The sequence below is a fragment of the Burkholderia sp. BCC0322 genome (assembly GCF_902833045.1).
Lineage (GTDB): Bacteria > Pseudomonadota > Gammaproteobacteria > Burkholderiales > Burkholderiaceae > Burkholderia.
This window is the reverse complement of record NZ_CADFDU010000013.1, coordinates 174725-191673: the sequence shown is the minus strand read 5'-3', so window position 1 is coordinate 191673 and position 16949 is coordinate 174725. Positions and strand designations below refer to the sequence as shown.

Annotated in this window: 13 protein-coding genes; 6 read left to right on the top strand and 7 right to left on the bottom strand. The window is 61.2% G+C overall.

Annotation, left to right across the window (positions count from 1 at the left end; genetic code table 11):
- Positions 1 to 418: 418 nt before the first annotated feature.
- Genes HWX39_RS29000 through HWX39_RS28990 form a run of 3 tightly spaced genes read right to left on the bottom strand, consistent with a single transcriptional unit; the run spans position 419 to position 4060 of the window.
- Positions 419 to 1399, bottom strand: coding sequence for a TniB family NTP-binding protein (locus tag HWX39_RS29000; protein WP_175971138.1), 981 nt, complete (start codon positions 1397 to 1399; stop codon positions 419 to 421).
- Positions 1396 to 3381, bottom strand: coding sequence for a Mu transposase C-terminal domain-containing protein (locus HWX39_RS28995; protein WP_175971136.1), 1986 nt, complete (start codon positions 3379 to 3381; stop codon positions 1396 to 1398). The genes HWX39_RS29000 and HWX39_RS28995 overlap by 4 nt, the downstream gene beginning before the upstream one ends.
- Complete coding sequence (locus tag HWX39_RS28990; protein ID WP_175971134.1) at positions 3362 to 4060, bottom strand: TnsA endonuclease N-terminal domain-containing protein; 699 nt, start codon at positions 4058 to 4060, stop codon at positions 3362 to 3364. Before HWX39_RS28990 ends, HWX39_RS28995 begins: the two co-directional genes overlap by 20 nt.
- A 547-nt stretch (positions 4061 to 4607) precedes the next feature.
- On the opposite strand from HWX39_RS28990, the gene HWX39_RS28985 reads away from it, so the two are divergent.
- Positions 4608 to 5876, top strand: a complete 1269-nt coding sequence (locus HWX39_RS28985; protein WP_175971162.1) for an IS256 family transposase — start codon at positions 4608 to 4610, stop codon at positions 5874 to 5876.
- A gap of 137 nt (positions 5877 to 6013) precedes the next feature.
- Here the strand turns inward: HWX39_RS28985 and gyrB are convergent, their stop codons facing one another.
- The 3 genes from gyrB to dnaA all read right to left on the bottom strand — a co-directional run bounded on the left by gyrB (position 6014) and on the right by dnaA (position 11533).
- On the bottom strand, positions 6014 to 8488 hold the full coding sequence (gene gyrB / locus HWX39_RS28980) for a DNA topoisomerase (ATP-hydrolyzing) subunit B (RefSeq protein ID WP_175951185.1): 2475 nt from the start codon (positions 8486 to 8488) through the stop codon (positions 6014 to 6016).
- Between the two features lie 191 nt (positions 8489 to 8679).
- Positions 8680 to 9786, bottom strand: a complete 1107-nt coding sequence (gene dnaN, locus HWX39_RS28975; RefSeq protein ID WP_059605245.1) for a DNA polymerase III subunit beta — start codon at positions 9784 to 9786, stop codon at positions 8680 to 8682.
- 169 nt (positions 9787 to 9955) lie between these two features.
- Complete coding sequence (dnaA, locus tag HWX39_RS28970; RefSeq protein ID WP_244135118.1) at positions 9956 to 11533, bottom strand: chromosomal replication initiator protein DnaA; 1578 nt, start codon at positions 11531 to 11533, stop codon at positions 9956 to 9958.
- 421 nt (positions 11534 to 11954) lie between these two features.
- On the opposite strand from dnaA, the gene rpmH reads away from it, so the two are divergent.
- The 4 genes from rpmH to yidC all read left to right on the top strand — a co-directional run bounded on the left by rpmH (position 11955) and on the right by yidC (position 14581).
- Entirely contained in the window at positions 11955 to 12089 is a 135-nt protein-coding gene (gene rpmH / locus HWX39_RS28965) for a 50S ribosomal protein L34 (RefSeq protein WP_004198824.1), read from the top strand.
- Positions 12090 to 12104: 15 nt separating this feature from the next.
- A complete protein-coding gene (gene rnpA / locus HWX39_RS28960; protein ID WP_175971130.1) occupies positions 12105 to 12566 on the top strand; it encodes a ribonuclease P protein component in 462 nt (153 codons plus the stop codon).
- Between the two features lie 75 nt (positions 12567 to 12641).
- Positions 12642 to 12908: a membrane protein insertion efficiency factor YidD gene (gene yidD / locus HWX39_RS28955; protein ID WP_006750110.1), complete on the top strand. Its 267-nt coding sequence runs from the start codon at positions 12642 to 12644 to the stop codon at positions 12906 to 12908.
- An 8-nt stretch (positions 12909 to 12916) separates the two neighbouring features.
- Entirely contained in the window at positions 12917 to 14581 is a 1665-nt protein-coding gene (gene yidC, locus HWX39_RS28950; RefSeq protein WP_175971128.1) for a membrane protein insertase YidC, read from the top strand.
- A gap of 107 nt (positions 14582 to 14688) precedes the next feature.
- On the opposite strand, the gene HWX39_RS28945 is transcribed toward yidC, so the two are convergent.
- Positions 14689 to 15120, bottom strand: coding sequence for a transcriptional regulator (locus tag HWX39_RS28945; RefSeq protein WP_175971127.1), 432 nt, complete (start codon positions 15118 to 15120; stop codon positions 14689 to 14691).
- Between the two features lie 345 nt (positions 15121 to 15465).
- Between HWX39_RS28945 and mnmE the strand changes: the two genes are divergently transcribed.
- Positions 15466 to 16860, top strand: coding sequence for a tRNA uridine-5-carboxymethylaminomethyl(34) synthesis GTPase MnmE (gene mnmE, locus HWX39_RS28940; protein ID WP_089426680.1), 1395 nt, complete (start codon positions 15466 to 15468; stop codon positions 16858 to 16860).
- Positions 16861 to 16949 lie beyond the last annotated feature (89 nt).

Sequence of the window (16949 nt, the reverse complement as noted above, 5' to 3'; positions counted from 1 at the left end):
CGTCATGGATGCGCGCTTCCAAGAGAGTGCGCTTCCGCACGCATGGCATGTGCTTACCAACTGCATGCCGTGTAGGTGGCAAGCGACATACAGCCGATGTTCCCATATCGCTCGCCAGTATGGCGCCGCCGACAGGCATGCAGCGCAACATCGTGCTCGCCGCCCGAGGCAGAACCTTTGTTCGAACGCCGACGGAACTACGGCGTGCGTTTGGGATATGTCGAGCCATTTGGGTACGAATCCAAAAACGGTAGTGCCCACTAGAGCCCTAAGTTGCACTTGGAGACCGTCGACGCGCTGCAGCCACTCGACACTGGGATAGGCATTGGCTTCTGCCAATCGCAGAAGAAATCCCTGAGCGCTTTCGAAAGGGTGAGGTGGTGGGAGATTAATCAAAGATGATTTCATGGATGATCTTTTAATAACCGCCTCGTGTGCCCCGGGTTTCACCCCGACGACTTGTGGGCGCGAACGGCTCCCCTGGTCGATCCAGACGTCGAAACGAAAACTTCGAATGAAATGGATTTAGCTCATCCTGCCCACCTCGCCAGATCTCTTGGGTGAAAGCCTCTTGTAGCAATTCCTGATCGATACTGCATCGGTTCGCAGCTTCCATCAGTTCATACGCACCGGTTGTTAGCCTTCGGACATATCCGATAAGACCGTTGGTTGCCATGTATATCCGACGCGCAATTTCGGGCTCGGCAAGTCCTGAGCGACTTCGAGAGGGAAGCATTTCGTCCAACGCATTCAATATTGACCGGAACTCCATCTCTTCCTCATCGCGCTCGATTGAGAACGGAAGAAGCTCTATGCGAGCAGAGAATCGACGTCGCAGTTGCTCGTTAAGCGCAAGAATAGCTGTTGATCTCGGCAGCCCCATCAGCAAACATGGTATCTGCGCATCCTCCACGAAATTCTTTAGCCAATCGGCTACAGATTGAGGTGAATTGTGGGAGCCGTGATCGAGGAAATGCTGAAGCTCATCAACAATGAGCATCTGTACTCGGCACTGGCGAATGAGCGCCAGCGCCCTTAGCCTCTTGACTTCAGCGTTGCCAAGGCTTGCGAGCGGGTCTCCGAGTGCAACCAGTATGGCCTGCGCGAGGCTCTTCAATGTCGGTGACGTGGGCGTTTCCACAACAAGAACTGGCTTGACTCGTATACCGTCGTTTTCGGTTTCCGGCAGTATCGACCGGAGATAGCGCGCGATCCATGTCTTACCGGTTCCAGACTCGCCCACAAGGAGGGTATGGCGTGGGTCCGCATCGTGTCGCGCCAAGTCAAGTACGTGCTGCAAGCGATTAACCACGACCGTGAATTGTCGATGAGGAATGAGGATCCGCTCTACTTTGCGCACCCTGGCGTAGTAGTCATCGCTGGGCTGTCGATCAATCATGACGCACCCTTTCCGCGCGGAGGACTATCCAGCAGCAACCCGGTTAGTTTTGGTAGTTCCGACACCGGAACAGCCGACTGTGTCTCAAAGTGGGGTTGGGTCTTTGTGGACGGTGTCTTGGTCGGCGGCGTAGCAAATATGTCCGCAGCCTCAGTCCCAATGCCACGCCAGGTTGCACTTCTTTGCCGCTTCCGTTGTGACTTGCTCAAGGCAAACTCAGAAATCAACGTTCGGATTTCGCCTTTCGCCCGCGCAAGGGCGCTTTGGTCGACTAGCCCTTTACCGGTCTCGCGCGCACGTGCACATAGCAGTCGGTGTTGCTCTCGCGTTAGACCATTTGCGTATTCCTGGTCAAGTGCCGGCACAATGACGGGGACCTTGCTGTCGGGATCGATGACGGCAATGCGTGACACATCATCGAAATACGCGATGACGTCGACCTTGATTCGCGGGCCGTGTTTTCTGCGAATATGCAGAAGTGCGGGATCGTTGTAGCGTAAGTTGTCGAGTTCAATGCCCTGATGAGACAGAGTTCGGGTCTGCGTCTCGCCAATCATGATATCGATGTCTCCGACGCTCGACGGCAGAACCGGGGGGAAATGTGCTGCCCCCGTAACCCATTTCTCATGTGGTGTAGTTTGGATTCCTCGATGGAGGGAGTGTGCGTAGACATCTACTATCCAGCGCGTCAGAACATGCATCAGCTGATCGTACGTAACCAATGCCTGTTCCTGCGGATCGTAGTCCTCTCGATGAAACCATCGTGCGAAACTCGTTCCAGGCAGCGCGTGTGCAAACTGAAAATTCAACGTCTTTAGGAAGCGTTCAACGGCGCCTTTGAACCACGGTTGGCGTTTTGGACAAAACGTCACCATCATGCCCAACTCGAGCCCAACCCTTTTCAGCGTGTCACTGTGAAACTCCATTCCGTTATCGCAAACAAGTTCACGGATTCTTCCATGGCATGGCCAGTCATGCTGAAGGTCCGGATAGCGATCTCGAAGGTCCGCCTTAGGGACTACAGCGTGCCTCAGGCAGCGCAGCACGGATTGGACTGAGGGCCCCTGAAATCCAATGTGCATACCGACTGGCATTCTCGAATACCGATCAAGTGCGATGGTCACTGTCGGACGGCCTAAAGGCAGCATCGTCCTCTCGTCGATCACAAAAAGGTCCAGAGGAGAGTGATCGATCTCGACGCGCTCAAGGATTCGTTCAACATGGACGCCGAGACCACTCGTGCGAAATGTGATATTTGCTATGCGCTTTCCGCGGCGGGCCACTGTGACGTCAAAAGCATCAAGTGAACGGATCGCCCGATACACGGTGGCGAGACTCGGCATTGGAACCTTGTCGTTCCCGCTGCGAAATTCATTCTCGCGATCTACCCGGTAGCGAAGATCAGCGCACACGTCAGTCACAGAGCCTCGTTCTCGCGCCATGTATATTGAGTCGATCGATTGCTGGAGCAAAGTCAAACTCGTAAGGGGTAGCCTGCTGCCACGTCCCCTGCGGTCGAACCGGTCAATCAATGCCCTGTTGTCACCACCTGCGCGTGAAACTCGACGAGCCCATCTGTAAACACTGATCGTGCTTGGCGGATGAGGGTCGTTCAATTCTCGTGCACATTCCTGAATAAGCGGCGCAAGTACTGTTGGCGTCGACACTATTGGGCCACGAGAAAGCAGCATGTCAAGGTACCTCTTTTTTCGGATAGCCTTTTCTTGAACACCGCTAGGAAACGTCGACAGCGGGCGCCCTAACCGTGCGTGCGCTGGATCGCCTATAGTCATGACCTCGTCCAAAAAGCGAAGCTGGCCAGATTGGTACTGCCTCTGCAGCTCGGAGAGTGATGTCACTGTCATTGCACCGTTGGACACTGCTATCAGGTGTATCAGTCCATCCGCCGTAAGATGCACGATCCTATGAGTTTGGTCGTCCAGCACGACGGACACCCCAACTTTAAAAATATAGCTCTTCATCGCTCGGCTCACGTTTTTGTACGGACAATGCAGTCGAGTCGCTCAACGGCTGACGTAGGTCGCAGAACAGTAGATTGAGCGCGAGGAGCCGCCAAACTTCCGTGGTCGATCCGAGACGAGCGCGGGCATGTGCGACCGTTAGGAATGGCTCGTCGAGGAGCGGTGCTATAGCCATTCGTCGTTGAAGCCCTGACATCGAGTCACTTAGATAAGGGAACAACGTGTTCAGGTTCGACAGAAGCGCTCCGCTACGAATCTGGGTGTCCGTCAAAACTCGAAATGGCACACTGAACTCAGCGAAATGGTCGGTGATTCGGCGAAGCCGTTTGTCTTCGTCTGGTGCGCGCGCTCGTTCTTCTGGTTTGACCTCAATGAGTAGCACTGCGCCGCTGGCGAGAGTGAGTTCAAAGTCCGGGGTGTATCTCCGCGACCGACCGTTGAACGAGTAATAGATCGAGTAAGGTTGCTCTCGATAGCTGACGATGCCGCGAGAGAACTCGAAGAGAAGCAAAGCGTCACGCTCAATCAATGACTCGAACGCCACTGATCTGCCTGACTTTAAGGAAGGGAACCAGCCACGGAAATTCCCACCGGTCGGCCGTACCACGTGTCGTGCAGGAGTATGATGAATCCCCTGCCTAGCCATCGAACTGATAGCGGCATGCGGTTTGTTTTGCATGATTCGCTCCGATCGCAAATTAAAAGGGCGTATTAAGCCCTCTCGACTTGCGAGATCAGAAAAAATTGGGCGCAAAAACTTGACCGCAGGCGGGGGATTGACGATACTTCGATTGTCCAGATCGGGTAGCGCCAGCTCCCACCAGCGGGGCAAGCTTCCAATAGGGGGTTTGCTCCGTTTTTACATTCTGTCCTCCAGTTTTTGGATCACTGCAAAATCAATCGGCAAGCACAGTCCTGCTTAAAATTAGCATCTTTTTCCAGCGAAGACGTTATTTTATTGATTGTCGGCGCGCGGTCAATGATTATTGCAGTATTTTTGTGCCGAGAATTGCTCTTGCTGGGTGATATATGCAATGCCTTGAGATTATTGGTGCGCTGATTATTTTCACTAGTGCAATATGCAATATTTATTGCATTAACGTTGCCAGCTCGGGGGCGCCGTAGAATAAAATAGCCCGGAAGACATGGGTAGTCGACCGGGCTGGACCTATCCGTGATTTCGTGGGCGGGGCATATCATAAGAGGTAAAAATCATGGATATGCCGATGAAGCAGAAAAGACGAACGGTAGCCTCACAGGCAGCGGCCCGCGGGCCGCTGCCTGAACTGCCCAAGGAATTGCTGGACCAGTTGGTCAAGGGGCCGATGTCGCCCGCCGAGGTGCAGGACTTGATGCTGGCGTTCAACAAGGCGCTCATCGAACGCGCGATGGGCGCCGAGATGAATCTGCATCTGGGCTACTCGCCGGGCCAGCCCAAGCCGGCCGGGCAAGCCAACGAGCGTAACGGCGCCAGCGGCAAGACAGTCATCACCGATCGAGGCCCGGTCCGGGTCGAAGTGCCCCGCGACCGCGACGGCAGCTTCGAGCCGATCCTGATCCCCAAGCACGAACGCCGCTTCACCGGCTTTGACGAGCGCATCATCGCGATGTACGCGCGCGGCATGAGCGTGCGCGAGATTCAGGCGTTTCTGGCCGAGCACTACGGCACCGAGGTCTCGCCCGATTTCATCAGCTCGGTCACCGACGAGGTGATGGCCGACGCGCTGACCTGGCAGAACCGCCCGCTCGAGGCGATGTATCCGGTCGTGTTCTTCGACGCGTTGCGGGTCAAGATCCGCGACGACGGCGTGGTCAGCAACAAGGCGGTGTATCTCGCGCTGGGTATCCAGGCTGACGGCCAGCGCGACGTGCTGGGACTATGGATCGAGCAGACCGAGGGCGCCAAGTTCTGGCTCAAGGTGTTCAACGAGCTCAAGACGCGCGGCTGTCAGGACATCCTGATCGCCGTGGTCGATGGCCTGAAGGGGCTGACCGAGGCGATCGGCGCGGCCTATCCCAGGACGACCGTCCAGACCTGCATCGTGCATCTGATCCGCAACAGCCTCGAATATGCCGGCTGGAAGGACCGCAAGGCCGTTGCGCAGGCACTGCGCCCGATCTACGCGGCCGTCAGCGAAGACGCGGCAAGACAGGCGCTGCAAGACTTCGCTGACGGCCCCTGGGGCGAGAAATACCCGACCATCGTGCAATCGTGGCAGCGCGCCTGGGAGCACGTCATACCGTTCTTCGTGTTTCCGCCGGAGATTCGACGGGTTGTGTACACGACGAACGCCATAGAAAGTCTAAACATGCAGTTGCGCAAGATCATCAAGACCCGCGGTCACTTCCCGAATGACGAGGCTGCCATCAAGCTGCTCTGGCTCGCGCTGCGCAACGTGCTGGCCAAGAACGTGCGCGCGACCTTCGACTGGAAATCAGCGATGAACCAGTTTGCTATCCTGTTCGGTGAGCGTTTTATGCAGGCGCGCGGATAACACCTTGTTCAACCGCTTCGCCCACAAAAATGCGGACAGGTTCACCGGGCTACAAAAATGGCCAAATTTTCACGATCTCTGAGAATTTTTTTTCATCTCAGTGACACGTTTTTCACTATCTCTGACAACCTACAGCCTCAAACGTCAATATTCCCCGCCCTCAACGCATTCGACTCAATAAACGCCCGCCGCGGCTCGACATCATCCCCCATGAGCGTAGTAAAGATCCCATCCGCCGCAATCGCGTCCTCGATCTGCACACGCAGCAGTCGCCGCACTGCCGGATCCATCGTCGTTTCCCACAGCTGCCCGGGGTTCATCTCGCCGAGCCCCTTATAGCGTTGTTTGGAGACGTTGCGTTCAGCATCCGCCAGCAACCACTTCATCGCGCTCTTGAAGTCCGTCACAGCCATACTGCGCTCACCACGCTTGATAACCGCCCCTTCCCCAATAAGCCCCGTGAACGTATTCGCAGTAGCCACGAGCTGCTGATAATCCGCCGTGTGCTGGAACTCCTGGTCGATAACCGAAACCCGCACATTCCCGTGATGGGTACGTTCGACATGCAGCGACCGCTGTTCACGAACCGCGTCATACGCCGGCACCACGCGAACTTCGTTCTTCAAAGCCTCGTCATGCAACGCAGCGTGAAGAGCCTTCGCCGAAGCCTCCGTCGAAGCCTCGTTCGAAAGATCGATCGACACCCCGTCCATGATCGCCTCGAGCGCCGCCGGGTCATACAACCGGCTCAACCGATCGATCACGCTCTGCGACAGCAGATACGACCGCGCCAGCTCCCCGAGCGCATCGCCGGAAATCGCCGCCGCATTCTCGCCAGGCACCAGCTCCGACCCTTGCAGCGCCAACCGCAGCATATGCGCGTTCAGCTCCACATCATCCTTCAGATACCGCTCGTCCTTGCCCGCCTTGATCTTGTAAAGCGGCGGCTGTGCGATATACACATACCCGCGCTCGATCATGTCCGGCATTTGGCGATAGAGGAACGTGAGCAGCAGCGTCCGGATGTGCGCACCGTCGACGTCCGCGTCGGTCATGATGATGATGCGGTGATAGCGCAGCTTGTCGAGGTTGTAATCGTCCTTGCCGATCCCGCACCCGAGCGCCGTGACCAGTGTCACGATCTGCTCCGACGACAGCAGCTTGTCGTAGCGCGCCTTCTCGACATTCAGCACCTTGCCGCGCAGCGGCAGGATCGCCTGGAACTTGCGGTCGCGCCCTTGCTTGGCCGAGCCGCCTGCCGAGTCGCCCTCGACGATGTAGATTTCGCACTTCGCGGGGTCTTTCTCCTGGCAGTCCGCGAGCTTGCCCGGCAGGCCGACGCCGTCGAGCACGCCCTTGCGGCGCGTCATTTCACGCGCCTTGCGTGCCGCATCGCGCGCACGCGCGGCTTCGACGATCTTCCCGCAGATGATCTTCGCGTCGATCGGCGTTTCCAGAAGGAACTCTTCCAGCGCCTTCGCGACGACTTCCTCAACCGGCGCCCGCACTTCGGACGAAACCAGCTTGTCCTTCGTCTGCGAGCTGAACTTCGGCTCCGGCACCTTCACGGAAAGCACGCACGACAGCCCTTCGCGCATGTCGTCGCCGGTCGTCTCGACCTTGGCCTTCTTCGCGATTTCGTTGTCGGTGATGTACTTGTTGATGACGCGCGTCATCGCGGCCCGCAGGCCGGTCAGGTGCGTGCCGCCGTCGCGCTGCGGAATGTTGTTCGTGAAGCACAGCACGTTCTCGTTGTAGCTGTCGTTCCACTGCATCGCGACTTCCACACCCACGCCGTCCTTCTCGCCGATCGCGTGGAAAACCGTCGGGTGCAGGTTGGTCTTCGTCTTGTTGATGTACTCGACGAAGCCCTTCACACCGCCGGCGAACGCGAAATCGTCTTCCTTGCCCGAGCGCAGATCGGTGAGACGAATCCGCACGCCGTTGTTCAGGAACGAAAGCTCGCGCATCCGTTTCGCGAGGATGTCGTAGTGATACTCGACCGTGCCGAAAATGGTCGGATCGGCCATGAAGTGCACTTCGGTGCCGCGGTTCTCGGTATCGCCGGTCACCAGCATCGGCGACACTTCCACGCCGTCCACCTTCTCGATCACGCGCTCCTGCGCGATGCCGCGATGGAACTCCATGAAATGCTTCTTGCCGTTGCGGCGCACGGTGAGGCGCAGCCAGCTCGACAGCGCGTTCACGCACGACACGCCCACGCCGTGCAGGCCGCCGGACACCTTGTAGCTGTTCTGGTCGAACTTGCCGCCGGCGTGCAGCTCGGTCATCACGATCTCGGCGGCGCTGCGCTTCGGCTCGTGCTTGTCGTTCATCTTCACGTCGGTCGGAATCCCGCGGCCGTTGTCGGTCACGGTAATCGAGTTGTCGACGTGAATCGTCACCTGGATGTCGTTGCAGTACCCGGCCAGCGCTTCGTCGATCGAGTTGTCGAGCACCTCGAACACGAGGTGATGCAGACCGGTGCCGTCCGACGTGTCGCCGATGTACATCCCGGGGCGCTTGCGCACCGCTTCCAGACCTTCGAGGATCTGGATCGACGAGGCGCCGTAGCTGCTGTTATCGGGTTGCGAATTGTGCTGTTCACTCATGGATATCTTCCGGTTCTGCGGGGCCACTCTCGTGGCGGCGCGGTGCGTTTCAGCGAGAAATCGCCGGGCCGCTCCAGTTTCCTGGCCCGTCCGAGGTGCCGTTAGGGCACCAAAGGGACGGGTTGTCGGTTCGCCATAAAAACGCCAAAGGGGCTTGCCGCCCCCTGGTGTGTGTCGCGATGTCGAGCGCGTCAGATGCGCATCGGCATCACGACATACTTGAACTCGTCGTTCTCGGGCACGGTGATCAGCGCGCTCGAGCTGGCGTCGCCGAGGCTCACCTGCACGGTGTCGACCTTCAGGTTCGCGAGCACGTCGAGCAGATACGTGACGTTGAAGCCGATGTCGACGGTATCGCCCTGGTAGGCGATTTCCAGTTCTTCCTGCGCCTCTTCCTGATCGGCGTTGGTCGACATGATCTTCAATTGGCCCGGTGCGATGATGCAGCGCACGCCCTTGAATTTGTCCGAGGTCAGGATTGCCGCACGCTGCAGCGAACGCTGCAGTTCCTCACGGCCGATCTCGAACGTGTTCTTGTGCGCCTTCGGGATCACGCGCTGGAAGTCGGGGAACTTGCCCTCGACGAGTTTCGACACGAGCTCGACCTGGCCGAACGTGAACTTGGCCTGGGTTTGCGCGATGTCGATGGTGACGGTGTCGTCGATGTCTTCGAGCAGGCGTTGCAGCTCGAGAATCGTCTTGCGCGGCACGATGACTTCCTGGCGGCCGAACGTGCCGCCTTCGATCTTCATCGACGAGAACGCGAGGCGGTGGCCGTCGGTGGCCACGGCCATCAGCTGGTCGCCGTCGACGACGAGCAGCATGCCGTTCAGGTAGTAGCGGATGTCCTGCTGCGCCATCGCGAAGTGCACCATACCGAGCAACTGGCGGAACGACTTCTGCGGGACGGTGAGGGTGGCGCCGAAATCCTTCGCCTGCGCGACGGTCGGGAACTCGTCGGCCGCCAGCGTCTGCAGTGCGAAACGGCTCTTGCCCGATTGAACGGTGAGGCGCTTGTCGGCGAGCGACAGCGTGACCTGGCCGTCAGGCATCGCACGCAGGATGTCGAGCAGCTTGCGGGCCGCGACGGTGGTGGCCACCTGGTCGCCGCCGACGCCGAAATCGGCGCGCGTGGTGATCTGCAGCTCCAGGTCGGTCGACAGGAATGAAACGTCCGGGCCGTTCTTGGTGATCAGCAGGTTGGCGAGGATCGGCAACGTATGGCGGCGTTCGACGATGCCGCTGACCGTTTGCAGCGGCCTGAGGAGGGTGTCTCGTTCGGTCTTGACCAGTTGCATAGAGTTCCTTCGTTGAGTAACGGCCTGCAGCGCAGCAGCCACGCAGCGCCCCGCCGGCCGGGCTCTTGGCCCGCCACCGCCGGAGCGGTCAAACCAGTATTGTGCCTCAAAACCGAACCGCCCCCCTTAAATTGGGGCGGAGGCGGAATTATCAAGCGCGCCCGCGCGCTCAGCCCTTCAGCGTCTGTTCCAGCACGTGCAGCTCGTGGTTGAGCTGCGCGTCCTTGCTGCGCTCGTCGGCGATCTTGCGCACGGCGTGCAGCACGGTGGTGTGATCGCGCCCGCCGAACAGCTCGCCGATTTCCGGCAGGCTCTTCTGCGTGAGTTCCTTCGCCAGGTACATCGCGATCTGCCGCGGCCGCGCGATGTTCGCGGGACGCTTCTTCGAATACATGTCGGCGACCTTGATGTTGTAGAAGTCGGCGACGGTCTTCTGGATGTTCTCGACCGAAATCTGCCGGTTCTGCACGGTCAGCAGATCCTTCAGCGCTTCCTTGGTCAGCTCGATCGAGATCTCGCGGCCGTGGAACTTCGAATACGCGAGGATCTTGCGCAGCGCGCCCTCGAGCTCGCGCACGTTCGAGCGCAGGTGCTTCGCGACGAAGAACGCGACGTCCTCCGACAGGTTCACGCCTTCCGACTGCGCCTTGCGCATCAGGATCGCGACGCGCATTTCCAGCTCGGGCGGCTCGATCGCGACGGTGAGGCCCGAGTCGAAGCGCGAGATCAGGCGATCGTCGATGCCCGAGATTTCCTTCGGATACGTGTCGCTGGTGATGATCACCTGCGCCTTGTTCGCGACCAGCGCCTCGAACGCGTAGAAGAATTCCTCTTGCGTGCGCGACTTGCCGGAGAAGAACTGGATATCGTCGATCAGCAGCAGGTCGAGCGAGTGGTAGTAGCGCTTGAAGTCGTCGAACGCCTTGCGCTGGTATGCCTTCACCACGTCGGACACGTATTGCTCGGCGTGGATGTAGCGGATCCGCGCGCCGGCCTTGTCGAGCAGCAGCTGGTTGCCGATCGCGTGGATCAGGTGGGTCTTGCCGAGGCCGACGCCGCCGTACAGGAACAACGGGTTGTACGAGATGCCGGGGTTGTCCGCGACCTGGATCGCGGCGGCGCGCGCCAACTGGTTCGCCTTGCCGGTCACGAAGTTGTCGAACGTGAGCACGGGGTTCAGCTTCGAGCGCTCGTACATCGAATCGGCTTCGCCGTTGGCGGGGGCCGCACCGGGGCCCGGGCGCCACGTGCGGCGGCCGGCGGCCGCCTCGTGCGCGGGCAGGCTCGGCAGGTCGATGTCGGCGTCGTCGGCGTTCAGGTGGTGCGCGGCGGCGGCAGGCGGCGTCATCGGCACGTCGGCCGGCGCGGCGGGTGCAGCGGCGGCATTCGCGCTCAGGTTCGCGGCGATCGCAGCCACCGCGGCGGCCGGGCCGCCCGGTTGCAGCGGCGCGCGCGGGGCGGCAGCCGACGTGGCGCCTGTCGCGGCGCTGCGCATGCCGGCCTTCGGATCGAGGACGAACTGGACTTCGATCGGCGCGTTCCAGAAATCCCGGGCCAGATCGGAGATCCGGCCCGAAAACTGGCTCTTGACCCAGTCCAGCTTGAAGCGGTTCGGCGCGGCGATGGACAGCGTGTTCGCCGACGCATCGAAGGCCACCGGGGCCAAGGGTTTGATCCACGTCACGTACTGCTGGGGCGTCAGCTCGCGCTCCAGCAGTGCGGAACAGTGTTGCCAGAAATCGTTCATCAAGTAGCTGTCGTTTTTTGCATGCACAGCGCGGCTCGCCGGCGCCCTTGTCGCGATGGCGCGACAAGGCCCGAAGCGGTCGTGCGAGCGCGCCTCGGACGCCTGCGTCACAGTCGTGCAGAGGCAGGCGGGAGCCGAAGCGGCGTGCGGGATTCTTGGAGATAAGGCGAGATTCTACCGCCAAACGCAGCCACAGCGGGACTTATCCACAGGCTGGGTTGGTGGGTCGCGGGGCCGGATCGGCGCGGGCCGGCACAGGCGCTTGACTCGTAAAGTATTGACCGTCAAGAGAAAAACGGTTTAAATAGCGGGTTCCGCGAAAACCAATCCTGTATTCCCGGCGATTGCGTTCGCCCGAATGCCTCCGGTTAAGGGCACGCGGTCCCCTGAATTTCGACATTCTCGAACAAGTGAGAACATCATGAAACGTACTTACCAACCGTCCGTGACGCGCCGCAAGCGCACCCATGGCTTCCGTGTCCGCATGAAGACGGCAGGTGGCCGCAAGGTCATCAACGCTCGCCGCGCGAAGGGCCGCAAGCGCCTCGCCATCTAAGGCAGGTTGCGCGCTGTGTCCGCCGTCCGCAGTCCTGCGGAAGGTGCCGTCGAGCCGGGTGCGAATCCGTCGCAGACGAAAGCCGCCTTCCCGAAATCTGCGCGACTTCTGAAAACGGATGAATTTTCATCCGTTTTTCGTTTGCGTCCCTGGCGGCGCTCCGCGCACTTCGTGATTTACGGCAAGCCGACCGGTCAGCCCGCGCGTCTGGGGCTCGTCGTCGGCAAGAAGTATGCGCCGCGTGCAGTCACGCGTAATCTCGTGAAGCGGCTGGCGCGCGACGCGTTTCGCTTGCGCCGGGCCGAATTCGCCGGTTACGACCTGCTGCTGCGGCAGCACACGCGCTTCGACAAGAAAGCGCTGCCGAGCGCGGCTTCCGCCCCGCTCGCGGCGATGTGCGCGGCCGAGATCCGCGAGCTGCTCGACAGGGCAGTCCGGGAAATCGCCCGCCGTGCGTCGAAGCCCGCGTCCGAGTGACGCATCCGTGCCCGGTGCGGCGTTCGCGCCTGCCCGGCCGGTTTTGACGCGGCGCTGAACGGCGCCGCCCAAGGTATGGAAACGGTCTTGATCGCGTTGCTGCGCTTCTACAAGGTTGCCGTGAGCCCGATGCTCGGCAACCGTTGCCGTTTTTATCCTTCCTGTTCGGATTACGCGCGCGAGGCAATCCAGTATCATGGCGCCGCGCGCGGCACGTATCTCGCCGTCAGGCGCGTGTGCCGATGCCATCCGTTTTCCGCGGGCGGCATCGACCTCGTCCCGCCGCCCAACTCCGACACTCGCGCTCGCGGCGAAGCCGACGCGCGGTCCCATCGACTCTGAGACAACGCATGGATATCAAACGCACCGTCCTATGGGTGATCTTCTTCATGTCAGCTGTCATGCTGTACGACAACTGGCAGCGTTCCCATGGACGCCCGTCGATGTTCTTCCCGAGCGCCACGCAGACGGCCCCCGCGGCCGCTGCCGGCGGCGCATCGGGCACGGGCGCGACGACGACCGCAGGTGAAGTGCCTGCCGCCGCAGCCGGCGCCGCACCGTCGACGACGGCACCGGCCGCCCAGGCGCAGCTCGTGAAGTTCTCGACCGACGTGTATGACGGCGAAATCGACACGCGCGGCGGCACGCTCGCGAAGCTGACGCTGAAGAAGCAGGGCGACGGCAAGCAGCCCGACCTGTACATCACGCTGTTCGACCACACGGCCGGCCACACGTATCTCGCACGCTCGGGCCTGCTCGGCGGCGATTTCCCGAACCACAACGACGTCTACACGCAGCTGAACCCCGGCTCGACGTCGCTGACGGGTGACCAGAATTCGCTGAAGCTGTCGTTCGAATCGCCGGTGAAGGGCGGCGTGAAGGTCGTGAAGACCTACACGTTCACGCGCGGCAGCTATGTGATCGGCGTCGACACCAAGATCGACAACGTCGGCACGGCGCCTGTCACGCCGACGGTCTACATGGAATTGGTGCGCGACAACACGGCCGTCGAAACGCCGATGTTCTCGCACACGTTCCTCGGGCCGGCGGTCTACACGGACGCGAAGCACTTCCAGAAGATCAACTTCAGCGACCTCGACAAGAACAAGGCTGACTACGTGACCTCTGCCGACAACGGCTGGGTCGCGATGGTGCAGCACTACTTCGCGTCGGCATGGATTCCGCAGCAGGGCGTGAAGCGCGACATCTACGCCGAGAAGATCGATCCGACGCTGTACCGCGTCGGCGTGAAGCAGCCGGTCGCCGCGATCGCGCCGGGCCAGTCGGCCGACGTGCAGGCACGCCTGTTCGCCGGTCCGGAAGAAGAGCGCATGCTCGAAGGCATCGCGCCGGGCCTGGAGCTCGTGAAGGACTACGGCTGGGTGACGATCATCGCGAAGCCGCTGTTCTGGCTGCTCGAGAAGATCCACAGCTACATCGGCAACTGGGGCTGGTCGATCGTGCTGCTGACGATCCTGATCAAGGCCGTGTTCTTCCCGCTGTCGGCTGCGAGCTACAAGTCGATGGCGCGCATGAAGGAAATCACGCCGCGCATGCAGGCGCTGCGCGAACGCTTCAAGAGCGATCCGCAGAAGATGAACGCCGCGCTGATGGAGCTGTACAAGACCGAGAAGGTCAATCCGTTCGGCGGCTGCCTGCCGGTCGTGATCCAGATCCCGGTGTTCATCTCGCTGTACTGGGTGCTGCTCGCGTCGGTCGAAATGCGCGGCGCGCCGTGGGTTCTGTGGATTCACGACCTGTCGCAGCGCGATCCGTTCTTCATCCTGCCGGTGCTGATGGCCGTCTCGATGTACGTGCAGACGAGCCTGAACCCGACCCCGCCGGACCCGGTCCAGGCGAAGATGATGAAGTTCATGCCGATCGCGTTCTCGGTGATGTTCTTCTTCTTCCCGGCCGGCCTCGTGCTGTACTACGTCGTGAACAACGTGCTGTCGATCGCGCAGCAGTACTACATCACGCGCAAGCTCGGCGGGGCCAAGAAGAAACCGGCCTGACGCCCGTTGCTCGCACGGGGCGGCGCGTTCGCCCCGCGACGCACGAAAAAAAGCCGCATGGTTCGCCCATGCGGCTTTTTGCTTTGTGCGGATCCGGTGGTGCGGGCTCAGCCCTTCTTCGATTCGCCCGCGTCGCCGTAGAACTGCTCGACCAGTTCCTGCACGAGGTAGCGATGATGCGGCGCTAGCGCTTCGATCTTCGACGCGAGTTCGATCGTCTCGGGCGTCAGCGGATAGCGCTCGTCGCGCGGCAGCGGTTGCGGCGTCGGGCGTTCGATCACGCTCGGCGACGGGCCGTAGTGCAGCCAGTGGACCTCGACGCGCAGCCATTCGGCGAGCGTGGCGAGTTTGTCCGACGTCGGGATCGTGCGGCCCGTCAGCCATTTATGCGCGGTTTGCGGCGAAACGGGCTGCGCTCCGCGATGGCGCAGATTGAATCGGTTCGCCAGCTCCGTCGCACCCGCGATCTTCTCCGGGCTGCGCCGCAGGGCGAATTTCAGGCGTTCCGAGAACGCGGCTTTTTCTTCGGATGTCGGCATGGGGGAGATTGTGCAATTCCACCGCCGCATTTCAGACAACCATTCGGGATAAACGTATCTCGTTCGGACGAATCCCGGTCTTGACCGAGGTGCGTGGCGGAATTGAGGGCCATAGCATTGGGCCGCTCCAGCAGGCATACTCGTCCGAAACGGTGGCTGTGACATTGCGCCGGGATGATACTCGGCTTATCCCCAGCGGGATAAATTCGAGCGTGTCCGAATCCTGCGCGGCGGCCGGTGACGTGCGAGCCGGCACGCTACAATGCCGGCGTTCCGATGCCCGACCTGTTGCGCGGGCGCACCATATTCACCGATCACCCGATTCATCCCATTCATCCGATTCCCATGCTCGCTACCGATTCCGATCCGATCGTCGCCATTGCCACCGCTGCCGGCCGGGGGGGCATCGGGGTCGTCCGCGTGTCGTTCGGGCGCGGTGGCGAGGCGGCCGCGTTGCCGCTGATCGACGCGTTGTGCGGGCAGAAGCTCGCACCGCGCCACGCGAGCTACGTGCCGTTCCTCGACGAGCACGGCGCGCCGCTCGACCGCGGAATCGCGCTGTACTTCCCGGCGCCGCATTCGTACACCGGCGAGCACGTGCTCGAGCTGCAGGGGCACGGCGGGCCGATCGTGATGCAGCTGCTGCTGCAGCGCTGCCTCGATGCAGGGCGCGGTTTCGGGCTGCGGCTCGCGGAGCCCGGTGAATTCACGCGACGCGCGTTCCTGAACGACAAGCTCGATCTCGCGCAGGCCGAGGCCGTTGCCGACCTGATCGAGGCGAGCACCGAAGCCGCCGCGCGTTCGGCCGGGCGTTCGCTCGATGGCGCGTTCTCGCGGCAGATCCATGCGCTCGTCGACGACGTGATCACGCTGCGGATGCTGGTCGAGGCGACGCTCGATTTTCCGGAAGAAGAGATCGATTTTCTCGAAGCGGCCGACGCGCGTGGCAAGCTCGCGAAGATTCGCGCGCAGCTCGCGCACGTGCTGGGCGACGCGCGCCAGGGGGCGTTGCTGCGCGAAGGGCTGTCGGTCGTGCTCGCGGGGCAGCCGAACGTCGGCAAGTCGTCGTTGCTGAATGCGCTGGCCGGCGCGGAACTGGCGATCGTCACGCCGATCGCGGGCACGACGCGCGACAAGGTCGCGCAGACGATCCAGGTCGAAGGGATTCCGCTGCACATCATCGATACGGCCGGGTTGCGCGAGACGGAGGATGAAGTCGAGCGGATCGGTATCGCACGCACGTGGAGCGAGATCGAGCGCGCGGACGTCGTGCTGCATTTGCTCGATTCACGCACGGGGATGACGGCGGACGACGAGACGATCGCGGCGCGGTTTCCGGGCGGCGTGCCGGTGGTGCGCGTGCTGAACAAGACGGATCTGACCGGCGTGCCGGCTTGCGTCGAACATCCGGCCGCGGAAGGCGATCTGACGGAGGTGCATCTGTCGGCGAAGCGCGGCGACGGGATCGACATGCTGCGTGCGGAGTTGCTGCGGATCGCGGGGTGGCAGGCGGGGGCCGAAGGCGTGTATCTCGCGCGCGAACGGCATCTGATCGCGTTGCGGGCCGCGCAGGAGCATCTGGCGCAGGCCGCAGATCATGCGGAGCAAAGGGCGCAGTCGTTGGATCTGTTTGCCGAGGAGCTTCGGCTTGCGCAGGAGCAGCTCAATGCGATTACCGGGGAGTTCACTTCGGATGATCTGCTGGGGGTGATTTTCAGCAGGTTTTGTATCGGGAAGTAAGTCCCGCGCATTTGAAATTCGACAGTCCTTCGTCGCGCGCCAATCGCTGACGTCTGCCGAAGTTGAATCCCGTCGCGCTGCCGACGCTG

Coding starts and splice junctions, on each gene's coding strand:
- HWX39_RS29000 (WP_175971138.1), bottom strand. CDS start 1,399: ATGATTGATCGACAGCCCAGCGATGACTACTACGCCAGGGTGCGCAAA.
- HWX39_RS28995 (WP_175971136.1), bottom strand. CDS start 3,381: ATGAAGAGCTATATTTTTAAAGTTGGGGTGTCCGTCGTGCTGGACGAC.
- HWX39_RS28990 (WP_175971134.1), bottom strand. CDS start 4,060: ATGCAAAACAAACCGCATGCCGCTATCAGTTCGATGGCTAGGCAGGGG.
- HWX39_RS28985 (WP_175971162.1), top strand. CDS start 4,608: ATGAAGCAGAAAAGACGAACGGTAGCCTCACAGGCAGCGGCCCGCGGG.
- gyrB (WP_175951185.1), bottom strand. CDS start 8,488: ATGAGTGAACAGCACAATTCGCAACCCGATAACAGCAGCTACGGCGCC.
- dnaN (WP_059605245.1), bottom strand. CDS start 9,786: ATGCAACTGGTCAAGACCGAACGAGACACCCTCCTCAGGCCGCTGCAA.
- dnaA (WP_244135118.1), bottom strand. CDS start 11,533: ATGAACGATTTCTGGCAACACTGTTCCGCACTGCTGGAGCGCGAGCTG.
- rpmH (WP_004198824.1), top strand. CDS start 11,955: ATGAAACGTACTTACCAACCGTCCGTGACGCGCCGCAAGCGCACCCAT.
- yidD (WP_006750110.1), top strand. CDS start 12,642: ATGGAAACGGTCTTGATCGCGTTGCTGCGCTTCTACAAGGTTGCCGTG.
- yidC (WP_175971128.1), top strand. CDS start 12,917: ATGGATATCAAACGCACCGTCCTATGGGTGATCTTCTTCATGTCAGCT.
- HWX39_RS28945 (WP_175971127.1), bottom strand. CDS start 15,120: ATGCCGACATCCGAAGAAAAAGCCGCGTTCTCGGAACGCCTGAAATTC.
- mnmE (WP_089426680.1), top strand. CDS start 15,466: ATGCTCGCTACCGATTCCGATCCGATCGTCGCCATTGCCACCGCTGCC.